This window comes from Nocardiopsis sp. N85, from assembly GCF_028882275.1.
Taxonomy (GTDB): Bacteria; Actinomycetota; Actinomycetes; order Streptosporangiales; family Streptosporangiaceae; genus Nocardiopsis; species Nocardiopsis lambiniae.
The window spans coordinates 62,240-77,705 of sequence record NZ_JARBUT010000009.1; the positions used below are offsets into that span (position 1 = coordinate 62,240).

Annotated in this window: 12 protein-coding genes and 3 tRNA genes; 8 read left to right on the plus strand and 7 right to left on the minus strand. The window is 72.7% G+C overall.

The features are described from left to right. The first annotated feature begins 91 nt into the window (after positions 1 to 91). Entirely contained in the window at positions 92 to 1,267 is a 1,176-nt protein-coding gene (locus PWG71_RS14480) for an acyl-CoA dehydrogenase family protein (RefSeq protein ID WP_274810233.1), read from the plus strand. Between the two features lie 75 nt (positions 1,268 to 1,342). Here the strand turns inward: PWG71_RS14480 and PWG71_RS14485 are convergent, their stop codons facing one another. From PWG71_RS14485 to PWG71_RS14495, 3 genes are all read right to left on the minus strand, one after another. Then, positions 1,343 to 1,717 (minus strand): FKBP-type peptidyl-prolyl cis-trans isomerase, encoded by a 375-nt coding sequence (locus PWG71_RS14485; RefSeq protein WP_274810234.1) that lies wholly within the window; start codon positions 1,715 to 1,717, stop codon positions 1,343 to 1,345. Positions 1,718 to 1,832: 115 nt separating this feature from the next. After that, positions 1,833 to 3,026: a mannose-6-phosphate isomerase, class I gene (gene manA / locus PWG71_RS14490; protein ID WP_274810235.1), complete on the minus strand. Its 1,194-nt coding sequence runs from the start codon at positions 3,024 to 3,026 to the stop codon at positions 1,833 to 1,835. Between the two features lie 297 nt (positions 3,027 to 3,323). Continuing rightward, positions 3,324 to 3,875 (minus strand): TetR/AcrR family transcriptional regulator, encoded by a 552-nt coding sequence (locus PWG71_RS14495; RefSeq protein WP_274810236.1) that lies wholly within the window; start codon positions 3,873 to 3,875, stop codon positions 3,324 to 3,326. Between the two features lie 176 nt (positions 3,876 to 4,051). Here PWG71_RS14495 and PWG71_RS14500 point away from each other — a divergent pair, with 176 nt between their 5' ends. Then, positions 4,052 to 5,662 carry an MFS transporter gene (locus tag PWG71_RS14500; RefSeq protein WP_274810237.1) on the plus strand — a complete coding sequence of 537 codons (1,611 nt, stop codon included), beginning with the start codon at positions 4,052 to 4,054 and terminating at the stop codon, positions 5,660 to 5,662. A gap of 48 nt (positions 5,663 to 5,710) precedes the next feature. On the opposite strand, the gene PWG71_RS14505 is transcribed toward PWG71_RS14500, so the two are convergent. Further along, the gene (locus PWG71_RS14505) at positions 5,711 to 6,922 is read right to left on the minus strand and encodes a molybdopterin molybdotransferase MoeA (RefSeq protein WP_446725030.1); all 1,212 of its coding nucleotides are present in this window, start codon (positions 6,920 to 6,922) and stop codon (positions 5,711 to 5,713) included. 154 nt (positions 6,923 to 7,076) lie between these two features. Between PWG71_RS14505 and PWG71_RS14510 the strand changes: the two genes are divergently transcribed. The 3 genes from PWG71_RS14510 to PWG71_RS14520 all read left to right on the plus strand — a co-directional run bounded on the left by PWG71_RS14510 (position 7,077) and on the right by PWG71_RS14520 (position 7,367). After that, positions 7,077 to 7,149, plus strand: a tRNA-Gly gene (locus tag PWG71_RS14510). A gap of 50 nt (positions 7,150 to 7,199) precedes the next feature. After that, positions 7,200 to 7,274: transfer RNA gene (locus PWG71_RS14515), tRNA-Cys, on the plus strand. Positions 7,275 to 7,293: 19 nt separating this feature from the next. Then, a tRNA-Val gene (locus PWG71_RS14520) sits at positions 7,294 to 7,367 on the plus strand. Positions 7,368 to 7,774: 407 nt separating this feature from the next. On the opposite strand, the gene PWG71_RS14525 is transcribed toward PWG71_RS14520, so the two are convergent. Together PWG71_RS14525 and PWG71_RS14530 are read right to left on the minus strand one after the other, a co-directional pair. Next, positions 7,775 to 9,208: an FAD-binding oxidoreductase gene (locus tag PWG71_RS14525; protein WP_274810239.1), complete on the minus strand. Its 1,434-nt coding sequence runs from the start codon at positions 9,206 to 9,208 to the stop codon at positions 7,775 to 7,777. A 374-nt stretch (positions 9,209 to 9,582) separates the two neighbouring features. Further along, positions 9,583 to 10,476: a helix-turn-helix domain-containing GNAT family N-acetyltransferase gene (locus tag PWG71_RS14530; protein ID WP_274810240.1), complete on the minus strand. Its 894-nt coding sequence runs from the start codon at positions 10,474 to 10,476 to the stop codon at positions 9,583 to 9,585. Between the two features lie 94 nt (positions 10,477 to 10,570). Here PWG71_RS14530 and PWG71_RS14535 point away from each other — a divergent pair, with 94 nt between their 5' ends. Genes PWG71_RS14535 through PWG71_RS14545 form a run of 3 tightly spaced genes read left to right on the plus strand, consistent with a single transcriptional unit; the run spans position 10,571 to position 14,313 of the window. Then, entirely contained in the window at positions 10,571 to 11,980 is a 1,410-nt protein-coding gene (locus PWG71_RS14535) for an FAD-dependent oxidoreductase (RefSeq protein ID WP_274810241.1), read from the plus strand. Continuing rightward, positions 11,977 to 13,233 (plus strand): MFS transporter, encoded by a 1,257-nt coding sequence (locus tag PWG71_RS14540; protein WP_274810242.1) that lies wholly within the window; start codon positions 11,977 to 11,979, stop codon positions 13,231 to 13,233. Before PWG71_RS14535 ends, PWG71_RS14540 begins: the two co-directional genes overlap by 4 nt. A gap of 30 nt (positions 13,234 to 13,263) precedes the next feature. Continuing rightward, positions 13,264 to 14,313 (plus strand): flavin-containing monooxygenase, encoded by a 1,050-nt coding sequence (locus PWG71_RS14545; RefSeq protein WP_274810243.1) that lies wholly within the window; start codon positions 13,264 to 13,266, stop codon positions 14,311 to 14,313. Positions 14,314 to 14,323: 10 nt separating this feature from the next. On the opposite strand, the gene PWG71_RS14550 is transcribed toward PWG71_RS14545, so the two are convergent. Then, positions 14,324 to 15,391: an ArsO family NAD(P)H-dependent flavin-containing monooxygenase gene (locus tag PWG71_RS14550; protein ID WP_274810244.1), complete on the minus strand. Its 1,068-nt coding sequence runs from the start codon at positions 15,389 to 15,391 to the stop codon at positions 14,324 to 14,326. Positions 15,392 to 15,466: the final 75 nt, after the last annotated feature.

Sequence of the window (15,466 nt, forward strand, 5' to 3'; positions counted from 1 at the left end):
CTCGGGACTTCGGGCCCTCCCCTTGCATCGGCGGCGGTGGTCATCGTACCCTCACATAACCGAACACTGTTAGGTTACTTGGGAGCAGGCCGTGATCGATTTCTCGTTGAACGAAGAGCAGCGCGCCGTCCGCGACTGGGTGCGGACCTTCGTCGAGCGGGAGCTGATGCCGCTGGAGAACGAGGTACTGCGGCGTGAGCGCGAAGGACACCCCCCGGGCCTGAACAGGGAGGAGCGCATCCGGCTGCGCGACCTCGCCCGCAAGTCCGACTTCTGGGGTGTGGAGACCCCCACGGAGTACGGCGGCATGGGTCTGGACCCGATCACCGCCGCGATCATCGAGATCGAGCTGGGCCGGACGTTCCTGACCTTCAAGTTCGGCGGCGAGGCCGACAACATCCTCTACCACTGCAACGAGGAGCAGAAGGAGCGCTACCTGCTGCCCACCATCAACGGTGAGAAGCGCTCCTGCTTCGCCATCACCGAGCCGGGCGCCGGTTCGGACGCCAAGGCCATCCGGGCCCGCGCCGTGCGCGAGGGCGACGAGTGGGTCATCAACGGTGAGAAGACCTTCATCACCGGCGGCCACGAGGCCGACTTCACCATGGTCTTCGCCATCACCGACCCGGAGAAGGGCGCCAACGGCGGCGTGACCTGCTTCCTCGTCGACCGCGACATGGGCTGGACCTCCGAGCCCATCGACACCATGGGCGAGCGCCGTCCGGCCGCCCTGATCTTCCAGGACGTGCGCGTGCCGCACGCGAACATCCTCGGCGAGGAGGGCAAGGGCTTCGCCCTGGCCATGCAGTGGATCGGCAAGGGCCGCTATCTGCTGCCCGCCCGCGCCATCGGCAGCTGCGAGCGGCTGCTGGACATGGCCATCGAGTACGCCAAGACCCGGGAGACCTTCGGCGCGCCGATCGCCGACCGTCAGGCCATCCAGTGGATGATCGCCGACTCCCAGGTGGAGATCGAGGCACTGCGCCTGCTCGTCCTGCACGCCGCGTGGCAGGTCGGCGCGGGCCTCGACTCGCGTCACGCGCAGTCCATCGCCAAGCTCTTCGGCGGCGTCAAGGCCAACGAGATCGTCGACCGCGTGCTCCAGATCCACGGCGGCATGGGGTACACGCGGGAGCTGCCCATCGAGCGGTTCTACCGTGACCTGCGCCTGCTGCGCATCTTCGAGGGCACCGACGAGATCCAGCGCCGCACGATCGCCCGCGATCTGCTCAAGGGCCACGTGAAGGTGGGCGCAACCTTGAGCTGATGGTGGGAATAGGGGAAGGGGCCCGTGCCGGTCGGACGCGGCACGGGCCCCTTCTCCGTGGGATCCGCGGATCCCCTAGCGGACGGCGACCAGGTCGCAGACGAAGATCAGGGTCTCGTTCGGGCCGATCGCGTCGCCCGCGCCACGGGCACCGTAGGCCAGGTGCGGCGGGATGACCAGCTTGCGCCGGCCGCCCACGCGCATGCCCAGGACACCCTGGTCCCAGCCCGGGATGACCTGACTCGCGCCGAGGCGGAAGCCCAGCGGCGCGCCGCGGTTCCAGCTGGCGTCGAACTCCTCGCCGTTGGAGAAGGCCACGCCGACGTAGTGCACGTCGACGGTGTTGCCGTGCCCGGCCTGCTCACCCTCGCCGACGACGAGGTCGGTGATCTCCAGGTCCGCCGGCGGCGGGCCCTCGACGAAGTCGATCTCCGGACGCTCCAGAGCCATGGTGGTACCTCTCCTGTGACACGTGGGAACAGAGGGGCCCAGCGTATCGGCGTCGGAAAGCGACTCGGCGCGGACGCCCCGAACACGGGGGCGACCGGCCGCCCTCGGCCCTCGCTCAGTCCGCGGTCGGGGCGCCGACAGTGGCGGCGACGACGTGTCCCTGCCCCTCGACCTTGATCGGACCGCTGTCGGCCTGGACGAACACCGACTCGCCGCGCTGGAGCTCGATCCGGTGGCCGACCTCGGGGATCAGTTCCACCCGGCCGTTCAGGGCCAGCACCACCGCGGGACCCTCCCCCGGCAGGTGGGCGGTGACCCGCCCCGGGCCGATCTCGTGGAGGGCGAACTCCGGCGCCCCCGGACGGAACTCCCGGCGCCCGTTCTGGAAGGACGGCTGGGAGTAGGGGACCGGCAGGACCGCGAAGTCGACGACGTCGAGCAGTTCGGCCGGGTCCACGTGCTTGCGGGTCAGTCCGGCCCGCAGCACGTTGTCGGAGCCCGCCATCACCTCCACGGCCGTGCCCCGGAGGTAGGCGTGCAGGTTGCCGGCCGGCAGGAACAGTGCCTGACCGGGCCAGAGGGTCACCCTGTTGAGCAGCAGGGACGCCACCGCACCCGGGTCGCCGGGGTAGCGGGCGGCCAGCTCGCCGACGATGTCGGCGTGCGCGCACAGGGGGCGGACCCGGGCCCAGTCGACCACGAATTCTCCGATGAGCCGTTCGCGTTCCTCACCGGAGAGGGTGAGCAGGCGGGTGAGCGCCGCTCTCAGCGCGACGCCGTCGTCGTGGTGCGACAGGTCCTCGCGCAGCAGTTCGGCCAGCTCACAGGACAGGTCCAGCAGGTCGCGGTGGGCGGCGGCGGGCTCGCGGAACCCGCACAGGGCCTCGCAGGGTTCCAGGGCCAGCAGCAGTTCCGGCTTGTGGTGGGGGTCACGGTAGTTGCGGTGGGGCGCGTCGATCGGGATGCCCAGGCGTTCCTCGGCGGCGAACCCGACCCGGGCCCGTTCGGCGTCCGGGTGCACCTGGAGGGAGAGCGGCTCGTCGGCCGCCAGGACCTTCAGGAGGAAGGGGAGCCGGTCGCCGAAACGGTCGGCGACCTCCTCGCCGAGCACCCGGGCGGGGTCACCGGCGATGAGCTCGGGCAGGGGAAGGGGGCCTTCCTCGCAGTGGGCGGTGCTGGGGGCACCGTGGTGGGCGCCGAGCCACAGCTCGGCCTGCGGGGTGCCGTCCGGCTCCAGGCCCAGCAGCCGGGGGATGGCCGTGCGGGCGCCCCAGGCATAGGGTCGGACCTGGTTGGTGAGCCTGTGCATCCGCTCCCCGCTTTCCCGTCTGCGTGTTCTCACCCCGTGGAGGCTCCGGCGAGGTGGGAACAGTCTTGCGAACCGACCGTTCCCCGTCGACCCGGCACGCTCCACGTCCCCAGGTGGTGCACACTTCACCTCACGAGGTGGGCAGGCACCCGACAGCCTCGGGGCCTGGTGGCGGCTACGAAGTTACCGGGAAGTAAATCATGACCCGGGACACATTGTCAGCACCGCGGGCCGTTCCCCGGCCGGCGCCCGGCCGGTGGTCGCCGGAGGGTCCCGACCCCTCCCCCGGATCCGGGCTCACCGCTTTCGGCGGACCCGGTCGGACTCGGCCACCAGACGGTCGATCATCCCCTGCCGGAGTTCGGGGTCGGCGGGCGGGAGGCCGGCGAGGTCCGACAGGTACAGCCCGTCGCCCGTGCGCAGGATGATCTCGGCCAGGATCGGGTCCTCCAGTTCCTCGTGCAGCAGCCGCCGCCACCGGTCGAATAGGTCCTGCACGTGCGCGAAGGCCTCCTCGGGCATGTCCTCCTGACCGCGCAGCGCGGCGATGATCGCCCAGTAGAGTTCGCGCTCCTCCGAACTCTGGGGCAGCGAGGTCCGCAGGAAGACGCGGACCACGCCCTCCTCGCCCTCCGCCGCCTCGCGGAACTCCTCCTCCGCCAGGACGGACAGGCGCTCGATGAGGCCGGTCAACATGGCGGCCTTGGAGGGGAAGTGGTAGAGCAGGCCGCCCTTGGACACCGAGGCGTCACGGGCGACCGCCCCCAGTGTCACGGACGAGTAGCCCTCCCGGATGAGGATCCCCTGGAGGGCGTCGAGAATGCGGTCACGGGTCTTGGAAGCGTTCACGATTGACACTGTACCGGCTGGACGGTACTGTACCGGCTGGACGGTTGAAGAGTCCCGCAGCGCGTCTGCCGGTCGACCACGCTTCCCGTCCCGATGTGAAAGTCCCGGCCCGGAGCCCGCCCTCCCGCCGGGCCCGTGCCCGCAGGGCACGAGAACAGCGAAACGAACGAGGAGAGATGACTTCCGCCACGGCCGGAAACGGCCACGACCACGCGCGACCCGCCCCGACCCTCGCCGGTCCCCGCGAATGGGCCGCGCTCGCCGTCCTGGTGCTGCCGGTGATCCTGATCTCGGTCGACTCGACCGTGCTCGGCTTCGCCGTGCCCGAACTGAGCGAGCGGCTCCGGCCCACCGCCGGCCAACTGCTGTGGATCGTCGACGTCTACGGCTTCGTCCTGGCCGGTCTGTTGATCACCATGGGCTCGCTCGGCGACCGCATCGGGCGACGACGCCTGCTCATGATCGGTTCGGCCGCGTTCGGCGTCGCCTCGCTGCTGGCCGCGTTCTCACCGAACGCCGAGACGCTCATCCTGGCGCGGGCCCTGCTCGCCGTCGCGGGCGCGTCCCTGATGCCCTCGACCCTGTCCCTGCTGCGCAACATCTTCCTGGACCCGCGTCAGCGCCTGCTGGCCATCGCCCTGTGGGCGTCCGGGTTCTCCGGCGGCGCGGCGTTGGGTCCCATCCTGGGCGGCTGGCTCCTGGAGCACTTCTTCTGGGGGTCGGTGTTCCTCATCAACCTGCCCGTGATGGCCCTCATCCTGATCCTGGTGCCGCTGCTGGTGCGCGAGTCCCGCAACCCCGAGCCGGGGCGACTGGACCTGCTCAGCGTGGTGCTGTCGCTGACCGCGATGCTGCCCGCCGTGTACGGGGTCAAGAAGCTCGCCACCGAGGGTCTGTCACCGGTCCCCATCGCCTCACTGGCGATCGGTCTCACCCTCGGGTACCTGTTCGTGCGCAGGCAGAAGAAGCTGGACGAACCGCTCATCGACGTGAGCCTGTTCCGTCACCGTGTCTTCAGCGTGGCGGTGGCCACCAACCTGATGATCGTCTTCTCGCTGGTGTCCTCGCTGTTCTTCCTGACGCAGTACCTCCAGCTGGTGCTGGGCATCTCGCCGATGCGGGCCGGGTTCGTCCTGATCCCCGGGCTGGTGCTGTCGGTCCTGGCCGGCCTGGTGGCGGTGCGCCTGGCCCGCCATCTGAGCCTGGCCACCGTGGTCGGCGGTTCCCTGCTGGTCACCGCCTCGGGGTTCGCGGTGCTGATCATCGCCCCGGTGAACGACGTCACCCTCGGCGTGACGGTGGTGGCGACCGGCTTCGCGCTCATCGCGACCGGCGCCGGGTTCGCCGAGACGCTCACCAACGGCGCCATCATGGCGGCGGCCCCGCCCGAGCGCGCCGGCGCGGCCTCGGCGATCTCCGAGACCGCCTACGAGCTGGGCGCGGCCCTGGGCGTCGCCCTGCTGGGCAGTGTGCTGACGGCGTCCTACCGTTCGCACCTGACCGGGGTCGAGGACGTACCCCCCGGTGCGGTGGACGCCGCCCGAGAGACGCTGGGCGGTGCCGCCAACAGCGCCGCCGACCTGGGCGGGACGACCGGCACGGCACTGATGGACGCCGCGCGCGCGGCGTTCACCAGCGGTATGCACCTGACCAGCGTCATCGCCGTGGTCATCGTCACGGCGGCGGCCCTCCAGGCGTGGCTGCTGCTGCGCGGCCGGGGCAACCCGGCGGTGGAACCGCCGGAGCCGCCCGTGCTCGCCACCCGCGAGGAACAGCGGATCGGCTAGCTCGCGTACGGCCCCGGAGGGACGACCCCTCCGGGGCCGCCGCGCGTGTCAGGGCAGGCGGACGAGTTCCACCGCGCCACCGCGCCACCCGGGCGGGATCACGGCGTAGGCGTCGGCCAGGGCGGCGCCGCGCAGATTGGCGGGCCGGTCGTGCCCCACGGGCAGGGCCCGCTCCCCCTCCAGCCGGACGGCGACCAGCCGGGTGTCCCGGGGGTGGGCGGCCACCTCGCCGACCACGGGGACCGACACCGGCTGCCGGCTCGGATCGGGTCGCCCGGACATCGCGGACAGCAGGGGGACCAGCAGGGTGAGGGCGGCCACGAGCGCGGCCCCGGGGTTGCCCGGCAGCCCCACGAAGAGGGTGTCCCCGCTCCGGGCCAGCACCTGCGGGTGTCCGGGACGGCAGGACACCCCGTCCACGAGGACCTCCGCGCCCACCTCGGCCAACGCCGCGCGCAGATGATCGGCGGGGCCCCTGGAGGAGGAACCGCACACCACGACCACGTCGGCGCGGGCCCCGGTGATCGCCGTCACCAGCGCGTCCCGGTCATCGCCCATGTGGCGGATCCCCTCAACCCGGCCGCCCGCCCACGCCACCAGGCCGGGCAGCATCGGGCCGATGGCGTCGCGCACGTAGCCCTCTCCCGACAGCCCCGACGTGGTGACCTCCTCACCGGTGACGATCACCGCCACCCGGGGCAGCAGGACCGGCAGGGTCTCGTGGCCCAGGGCTGCGGCCAGGCCCAGGACGGCCGGGCCCACGATCGCGCCCCGGGTGAGCACCGTCTCGCCGGGGGTGATCTCCTCACCGGCCCAGCGCACGTGCCGCCCCGCCTCGACCGGGCCGGTGACCCGACCCTCCGAGCGTTCGGCCAGTTCGTAGGGCAGGACCGCCTCGGTCCCCTTGGGCACCCGCGCGCCGGTGGCGATCTCCACCGCCTCGCCCGGGGCCAGCCCGGGGCACGCGACGGGCGCGCCGGCCAGCCCCACGCCCACCGGTAGCCAGGGGCCGGGACCGGACACCGCGAAACCGTCCATGGCGGCGGCGTCGAACGCCGGAAGCCCGGTCAGGGCGCGCACGTCGGTGCCCAGAACGGCACCGGACGCCTCCTCCGACGGCAGTTCGCGTACGGCGACGGACACCCGTTCACCCGCACGTCGTGCCAGGTCCCGGGCCGACGGCCAACTCCGCTGCCCCTCGTGGCCCGACCCGCACCCGGCCATGCCGTCGCCTCCCCTGATCCGACACCCTCGCCCCATTGTCCACCCGGGTACGTGACGGCGGCGTTACCTCTTCCTCTCGGTGTGTGCGGGGTCCCGTTCCGATTCGATTTGCCGTCTGCCGACTTTCCGCTAAAGTTCTTACCAGCGGCAGGGCGACGACCAAGGAAACGAGGTCGGCGCCGAGCAGCAAGCGGACGTGGCTCAGCTGGTAGAGCATCACCTTGCCAAGGTGAGGGTCGCGGGTTCGAATCCCGTCGTCCGCTCGGAGAGGCCCGCATGGGTGTCCACGAGGCGATTCCCCCATGCAGTTCCTGGCGGAGTGGCCGAGTGGTTGAGGCAAGGGACTGCAAATCCCTGCACACGGGTTCGATTCCCGTCTCCGCCTCCATGCACCTCATTTCCCATGAGGGCGGTTAGCTCAGTTGGTTAGAGCGCTACCTTGACACGGTAGAGGTCACAGGTTCGAATCCTGTATCGCCCACTCGAAGACGAAACGACCCGGCTCTCGCGTAACCGCGATCGCCCGGTCGTTTCGTCGTTTCCTCTGGGGGACGCCCCCAGACCCCCGGCGCGGGGCTCGCCTCGCGGGTTCGAGTGACGTCCCGTCAGGTCCACCGGCACGACAAGCTCAGGGCATGTTCCGGAGAGATCCGGCACATGCCCCTCGCTGTGTCCGACCGTCGCCTGGCCGTCGCACCGGTCGCCGCCCCGCGTCCACCGCGTCGAGGAGAAGCGAACGGACCGGGCGACCCCGGCTCCGGACTCCAGAGCCTCGGTGGCATCGACCCGAGAACGCCCGCCCGCGTCGGAGGCCGCACTCAGGGGGCACGATGTCAGGGCCCACCGTCCGTCCGTGAAGCCGACCGCCCCGGATCGCGTCCGGACGGATCAGCCCCGGCGCGGCGGCGGGGCCACGGCCGCGGGCATCGCGCGGGCGGGACGGATGTTGTGGTTGCGATGGAAGACGTTGTCCGGGTCGTACGCGGTCTTGACCGCGCTGAGCCGTGCGTAGTTGTCCTCGCCGAAGCCGCGGACCACACGGTCCTCACCCTCGTCACCGGTGAAGTTGAGGTACACGTCTCCCGTGGCCCACGGACGCATGTCCGCGCGGACGTCCTTCACCCACTGGACGGCGCGGGCGTCGTCTGCGGGGTCCTCCCACATCGCGAGCGGGTGCACGGCCCACTGGGCGGATCGCCAGGGCAACGGGTAGTCGGTCGGGGCCCGCCCGACGGCGCCGCCGAGCCGCCACATGGCGTGGGCCGTCGGGGAGGGGACCACCATGCCGTCGGCCCGTGCGCAGAACACGTCGATCGCCGTGTCGGGCAGCGACTCCAGGTGCTCCACCGACCAGTGGTTGCGGTACCCGGGCGGGTCGTCGAGTGCCTTCTGCATCTCGGCGTAGGGCATGTCGGTGACCATCTCCGCCGCCGGCCCCAGGCGGAGCAGCGGCGCGGCCAGGTCGCGCAGCATCGCCTCCCCGCCCACACAGGTGATCACCACCCCGCACACCATCCGGCCGACCAGTTCCTCGGGGATGAACGGCTCCGGCTGTGCGACGAGGTAGATCAGGCCGCCGCCGATCTCGTCGGGTGCCTGCGCCATGAGGTTCCGCCAGGTGCGCACGACCTCGGGTCCCGCCTCGGGCAGGAACAGCAGCAGGCCCAGCGAGAACTCCGGCAGTGGGTACAGCCGCAGGTCCAGGCGGGTGGCGACGCCGAAGTTCCCGCCGCCGCCGTGCAAGGCCCAGAACAGTTCGGGGTTCTCGTCGGCGGAGGCGTGCACGAGATCGCCCTCGGCGGTGACCAGGTCGGCGCCCAGCAGGTTGTCGCAGGCCAGGCCGAACTTGCGCTCGATCCACCCCGATCCGCCACCGAGCACGAAACCGCCGACCCCGGTGGACGACACCCGGCCCCCGGTCGTGACCAGGCCGTGCCGCGCGGTCGCCTCGTCCATCTGGCCCATCACCGCGCCGCCGCCGACGCCGACCCGCATCCCCTCGGGGTCGACCACCACGGTGTGCATCCGGCGCAGGTCGATGACCAGGCCCCCATGGGTGAGGGACATCCCGGCGACGCTGTGCCCGCCCCCGCGTACGGCGACCTCCAGGCCCTCCTCACGGGCGCACTCGATGCAGCGGCGCACGTCGTCGGTGCCCTGGCACTGGGCGATCACGCCGGGTCGGAGGTCGATCATCGCGTTGAAGAGGGCGCGTGCCTCCTCGTACCCGTCGTCGGTGGCGGAGTACACCCGGCCCTCGAAGCCGGACCTCAGGCGCGCCAGGGCGGTGTCGGATACGGGTTGTACCTTGAGCTGGGCCATCGCTGTCTCCCTCGGTGACAGGGGGTCCTTCCGGACCGGGAGGGGTGACGGTGCCGTCGGAGCGGGAGGCACCGTTTCGGCCCCTTCTCGCAGCGTAGGACGGAAGAGCGGTGCCGATCAGCACGCTTTGGCGGTTCGTTGCCGGAAACTGTTCCGAACCTGTGCGCCCGGACCGGTCGTCCTTGCTCCGCACCGGTCGGCGGCGTCCGCGTCCCAACACCGCCTTTGCCCGCCCGGGGGTCCACCGTGGAGAACGCGTGCGGTGGGCTCCGATGCGCACGGCGAGTGCGCACCGGGTACGGGCTCGGCTCGAACCGCCGGCGCCCACGGTCCTCGACCCCCGTGCGGGGGCGCCGCGTTGCGCGGCGTTCGGGTCAGCAGGTCGTGCAGGCCGGGTCGTCCGCGCAGGCCGCGGCGCCGGGGCCGAACTCCTCCCCGCGGCGTTCCAGCAGGACGGTGTCGCGCCAGCGGTCGTGGTGGCGGGCGACGCGCTCGCGCACCCCGACGGTGCGGAAACCGGCCTGGTGGTGCAGGGCGAGGGAGGCCCGGTTCTCGGGGAAGACCGAGGTCTGGAGGGTCCAGAGGCCGCCCCGGTCCGCCTCGGTGACCTGTCGGTACAGCAGGGCCTTGCCCACACCCCGGCCACGTGCGTCCTCGGCGACGTACACCGAGGTCTCGGCGACCCCGGCGTAGGCCTCGCGGGTGGAGACCGGCGAGGCCGCGGCCCAGCCCACCACGACCCCGTCGAGTTCGGCGACCCAACGGTGATCGGGGAGCCAACGGCCCTTGAGCGCCTCGACCTCGGGCGCCTCGGTCTCGAAGGTGGCGTCGCCGGTGGCGATGCCCTCGGCGTAGATCTCCCGGACCCGTTCGAGGTCCGCGTCGACCATGGGGCGGGTGGTGACGTCGGCGGGCAGGTCGGTGGGGCAGCACGGGCGGGCGGCGAGCAGGCCCATGACCGCGTCGGCGGCGTGCGGCAGGCCGGTGCAGCAGGCGGGGTTCACGGAGACCCGGGTGGAGGTGCCCACCTTCGTGAGGGTCACGAACCCGACGTCGGCGAGTTTGCGCAGGTGGTGGGAGACGGTGGGTTGGCTGACACCCACGGCGTCCGCCAGATCCCCCACGCCGATCGAGCCGGGACGCGCGGCGACGGCGTGCAGCAGGCGCACCCGCATGGGTTCGGCCAGGGAGGCGAACCACGAGGCGTAGGTCTCGGCCTCGGAGGCGAGGAGCGCGGGTTCTGCGTGTTCGGGTCGTGTCGCGGTCATGCTCCACATTATCGACCACGATCTATGGTTGCGTCCATAGACGAGTATCGATAAAGTCCCCTTCCATAGACATCCGTCGATGAAAGGACGTGTCATGAGCGAGGGACTTCCCGTCGTGGTGATCGGAGCGGGCCCGGTGGGGCTGGCCGCGGCCGCCGAGCTGGTCGGCCGCGACCTGCCGGTCGTGGTGCTGGAACGGGGCGACCGGGCCGGGTCGGCGGTGGCCGCGTGGGGGCATGTGCGGTTGTTCTCGATGTGGCGCGACCTCGTCGCCCCCGCGGCCGAGAAGTTGCTCGCCGCCACCGACTGGCGGCGCCCGGACGACGGCGGCCATCCCACCGGCGCCGAGTGGGTCGACTCCTACCTGACCCCGCTGGCCACCGTGCTGGGCGACCGGGTGCGCTTCGGAGCCGAGGTGACCGGCGTGAGCCGCCTGGGCCGGGACCGGGTGGTGGACGCCGAACGCGAGGAGCGGCCCTTCACCGTGCGTGTGCGCACCCGCGACGGTGAGGAGCGTCTGCTCGCCCGCGCGGTCGTGGACGCCTCCGGCACCTGGGACTCTCCCAACCCCCTGGGCGGCGACGGCCTTCCCGCCCTCGGGGAGGCGGACGCCGTGGAGCGCGTCTCCCACAGGATCCCCGACACCGCCGACCCCGCGACGCGGGCACGGTACGCGGGACGGACCACGGCCGTCGTCGGCAAGGGGCACTCGGCCCTGACGGCGTTGGTGGCCCTGGCCGCGCTCGCCGAGCGGGAGCCCGGCACCCGCGCGGTGTGGGTACTGCGGCGCGGTGCCGTGGGCGACGCCTTCGGCGGAGGGGCCGCCGACCGGCTGGTCGAACGCGGCGCCCTGGGGCTGCGGGCCAAGGCGGCGGTGGAGGCCGGGCACATCGAGGTGGTGACCGGGTTCCGCACAGCCGAGGTGCGCCCGGTCGAGGACCGGCTGGTCCTGGTGGACGACGACGGCCGGGAGACGGAGCCGGTCGACGAGGTGGTGGCCCTGACCGGGTTCCGCCCCGACCTGGGGCCCCTGTCCGAGATCCGTCTCGGCCTGGACGCCACCCTCCAGGCCCCGGTGGGGCTGGCCCCGCTCATCGACCCCAACACGCACTCCTGCGGCACCGTCTACCCGCACGGCGTCGCCGAGCTGTCCCACCCGGAGAAGGGGTTCTTCCTGGCGGGGATGAAGTCCTACGGACGCGCCCCCACGTTCCTGGCGCTGACCGGGTTCGAGCAGGTCCGGAGCATCGCCGCCCATCTGGCCGGCGACCACGGGTCCGCCGCGCGGGTGGAGCTGACCCTGCCCGAGACCGGGGTGTGCGGTGGCGCGGGCCTGTTCGAGGACCCCGCCGCCGAGGAGGGGACCCGCCGGGGTGGCCCGCTCCTCTCCGAATCGCTCTCGATCTCCGCCGGCCACGGCACCGTCGCCCCGACGGTCTCCGTCTCCGAGGACGGCTGCTGTGGCGGCGTGTCCGAGGCCGGTGAGCCGGAACGGGTCTCGTGACGGCCGTGCACGGCCGGGTCCCCGGCGCGCCCGCCCCCGTGGTCGGCGCGCGTCGGGGCCTGGCGGCCCTGTGCGTCACCGTCACCACCGGTTACGGGGTGCTGTTCTACGCGTTCCCCGTTCTGGTTCCGAGCATCGTCGCCGATACCGGCTGGTCGCCGGTCTCGGTGACCGCCTGGTTCTCGGCCTCCCAGCTCGTGGCGGGAGCGGTGGGGATCCTCGTGGGCCGCTGGGTGCAGGCCCGGGGGCCGCGGCCGGCGATGACGGCGGCGGCCCTGGTCTCCGTTCCCGCCGTGGCGGCCATCGCGCTGGCCCCGGACCTGTGGACCTTCGCCGCCGCCTGGCTGGTGGCGGGGGCGGCGATGGCCGGGTTGTTCTACCCTCCGGCCTTCGCCGCGCTGACCCACTGGTACGGGCGGGGCAAGGTGCGGGCGTTGACCGCCCTGACCCTGGCCGCAGGACTGGCCAGTACCGTCTTCGCCCCGATGACCGCCGTGCTGGAGGGGATCTGGGGATGGCGGGGCGCCTATCTGGTCCTGGCCGCCGTTCTGCTCGTCGTGGTGGTGCCCTTGCACGCCTTCGCCCTGCCCCGGGAGTGGACGGCCACGGACGACGGGCGCGGAGGCGGGCGCGAGGGCGTGCGCGCGGTGGTGCGCGGCCGGGCGTTCTGGGCCCTGACGGCGGCCCTGGCCCTGGGTTCCTTCGCCGTCTACGCGGTCGTGGTCAACCTGGTCCCCCTCCTGGAAGGGCGGGGGTTCGGTACGACGGAGGCGGCCTGGGCCCTGGGAGTGGGCGGAGTGGGTCAGGTGCTCGGCCGACTGGTCTACGCGCCCCTGGAGCGGTGGACCGGTCCGGTGTCACGCGCCGTGGCCGTGCTGGGCGCCTGCTCGGTGACCACCGTCCTGTTGGCCCTGGTGCCCGGTCCCCTGATCCCCGTTCTGGCCATCGCCGTACTCGCCGGTATGGCGCGCGGCATCCTGACCCTCCTCCAGGCCACGGCCGTCGCCGATCGGTGGGGGACGGAACACTACGCGGTCCTCAACGGCATCATGCACACCCCGCTCATGCTGGCCATCGCGGTGGCGCCCTGGGCGGGTGCCGCCCTCGCCGGCCCCTTGGGCGGGTATCCGGCGATGTTCGTGCTCCTGGGGGGTCTGGCGGCCGCGGGGGCGCTGATCGCCTCGGCCACCAGGGTCCGGGGGCGGCCGCCCCCCTTCCCCCTCCCGACCTCCTCTCCGGAGCCCTCACGGTAGGGCGATTCCGACATCGAAGGAACACACCCCATGGAAGACTCCCCCCTCATCGTCATCGGAGCCGGCCAGGCGGGCCTGGCCACGGCGCGGGCCGCGCATCGCGCGGGCGTGCGGGCCCTGGTCCTGGAGGCCTCCGACCGGCCGGGCGGATCCTGGCCGCACTACTACGACAGCCTGACCCTCTTCTCCCCCGCGCGTTTCTCCTCCCTGCCCGGCCTGCCGATGCCGGGCGACCCCGACCGGTATCCGCGTCGCGACGAGGTGGTGGACTACCTGCGCGACTACGCCGCCCGCTCGGAGATGGACCTGCGCTGCGGGCGGCGGGTGGAGAGGGCCGAACGCGACGGGAGCGGATTGGTCCTGACCCTCTCCGACGGGTCGCGTGCGCGCTCCTCGGCGGTGGTCAACGCGACCGGCGGCTTCGGCCGCCCCCACCGGCCGGATCTGCCCGGACCGACGGACTTCACCGGAACCGTGCTGCACGCCGCGGAGTACCGCTCCCCCGGGCCCTTCGCCGGCCGGCGGGTCGTGGTGGTCGGCGGTGGCAACTCCGGGGTCCAGATCGCCGCGGAGCTGGCCGGGACGGCCAGGGTCAGCCTGGCCACCCGGTCCCCGGTGGCCTGGACGGAGCAGCGCCCCCTGGGGAGGGACGTCCACTGGTGGTTCGTCCGCAGCGGCCTGGACGTCGCGCCCCTGAGCCGGCTCTGGCGGAGGATCCCGGTCCTGGTCAACGACGACGGCCGTTACCGGGCCGCGTTCGCCACCGGGAACCCCGATCGGAGGGAGATGTTCACCCGGGTGGAGGGCGACAAGGTGACCTGGCCCGACGGCACCGTGGAGAAGGTGGACACCCTCCTGCTCGCCACCGGCTACCGACCCGCCCTGGACCACCTCGCCCCGACCGGGGCCCTGGACGCCGAGGGACGCCCGCGGCATCGCGGCGGGGTGTCCACCACGGTCCCCGGGCTGGGATACGTGGGGCTGGAATTCCAGCGGAGCTTCTCCTCGGCCACCCTGCGCGGAGTCGGCCGCGACGCCCGCCACGTCGTACGCCGGCTTCTGCGCGAGGCGCGCCGATGACGCTCGGTCCTCACCCCTCGCGGAGGGAACCGACGACCTCCGCGACGGCGGCCTTGGCCGTGCGGCCCGCCCCGATGAGGGTGGCCGAGGCGGGACCGGTCCAGTCCCCGTAGCCCACCAGGTGCAGTCGGGGTTCGGCGCGGGAGCGGGTGCCCACCACGGGGACCCGCCCCCGCTCGTCGACGAGCCCCAGTGGGGCCAGGTGGTCCAGCACCGGGCGAAAGCCCGTGCACCACAGGATCACGTCGCAGTCCATCGTGGTCCCGTCCGCCCAGGCCACCCCGGTACGGGTGAGGTGGTCGAACATCGGCTCGGCCTTGAGGGCGCCGCGCTCACGGGCCCCGCGCACGCTCGGGACGACCACGATGTCCCCCAGGTCCGCGATGCCGGCGGGACTCGGCTCACCCCGGTCGGCCGCCTTCCGGGCGCCGGTGGCGATGGCGAAGAGCGCCCGCCCGTCGACGTCGTCGGGCAGGAACCGGGGCCGTCGGGCGGTGACCCAGGTGGTGTCGGCGACCTCGGAGAGTTCGGCGAGGATCTGGGCGGCCGAGTTGCCGCCGCCCACCACCACGACGCGCCGACCGGCGAACCCGTCGGGCCGGTGGTAGTCCACGGTGTGGAGTTGCCCGCCCTCGAAGACGTCCCGGCCGGGGAGGTCGGGGATGTGCGGCGACCGCCAGGTCCCGGTGGCGCTGATGACGTGCCGCGCCGACCAGGTGTCCCCGTCGGTGGTCAGCCGCAACCGGTCACCGGCCCGCTCGACCCGGCGCACCCGGACCGGCCGGCGGACGGGCAGGTCGTAGCGGCGCTCGTATTCGCCCAGGTACCAGGCCACGTGGGCGGCCGAGGGGTACTCTCTCCCCTCCTCCTCGGGCATCCACCAGCCGGGGAGCATGCTGTGCGCGGCCGGGGAGAACAGGCGCAGGGAGTCCCAGTACTCGGGCCAGGAGCCTCCCGACCCGTTCCCGGCGTCCAGGATGACGAAGTCCGTCTTGGCCCGGCGCAGGAAGTATCCGGTGGCCAGGCCGGCCTGACCACCGCCGATGACGGCGACGTCGACCGTGTGCTCGGTGTGCATGTCCGTTCCTTCGGGGATGAACGATGGCCGCGTCCGGTGGGAGGCGCCGAGGCGACGGAGCGGGGGCCGCGCACG

What these genes read in the sequence shown, in the direction of transcription:
- PWG71_RS14485 (WP_274810234.1), bottom strand. Translation starts at nt 1,717, where the DNA reads ATGGCTCTGGAGCGTCCGGAGATCGACTTCGTCGAGGGCCCGCCGCCG.
- manA (WP_274810235.1), bottom strand. Translation starts at nt 3,026, where the DNA reads ATGCACAGGCTCACCAACCAGGTCCGACCCTATGCCTGGGGCGCCCGC.
- PWG71_RS14500 (WP_274810237.1), top strand. Translation starts at nt 4,052, where the DNA reads ATGACTTCCGCCACGGCCGGAAACGGCCACGACCACGCGCGACCCGCC.
- PWG71_RS14505 (WP_446725030.1), bottom strand. Translation starts at nt 6,922, where the DNA reads ATGGGGCGAGGGTGTCGGATCAGGGGAGGCGACGGCATGGCCGGGTGC.
- PWG71_RS14525 (WP_274810239.1), bottom strand. Translation starts at nt 9,208, where the DNA reads ATGGCCCAGCTCAAGGTACAACCCGTATCCGACACCGCCCTGGCGCGC.
- PWG71_RS14530 (WP_274810240.1), bottom strand. Translation starts at nt 10,476, where the DNA reads ATGACCGCGACACGACCCGAACACGCAGAACCCGCGCTCCTCGCCTCC.
- PWG71_RS14535 (WP_274810241.1), top strand. Translation starts at nt 10,571, where the DNA reads ATGAGCGAGGGACTTCCCGTCGTGGTGATCGGAGCGGGCCCGGTGGGG.
- PWG71_RS14545 (WP_274810243.1), top strand. Translation starts at nt 13,264, where the DNA reads ATGGAAGACTCCCCCCTCATCGTCATCGGAGCCGGCCAGGCGGGCCTG.
- PWG71_RS14550 (WP_274810244.1), bottom strand. Translation starts at nt 15,391, where the DNA reads ATGCACACCGAGCACACGGTCGACGTCGCCGTCATCGGCGGTGGTCAG.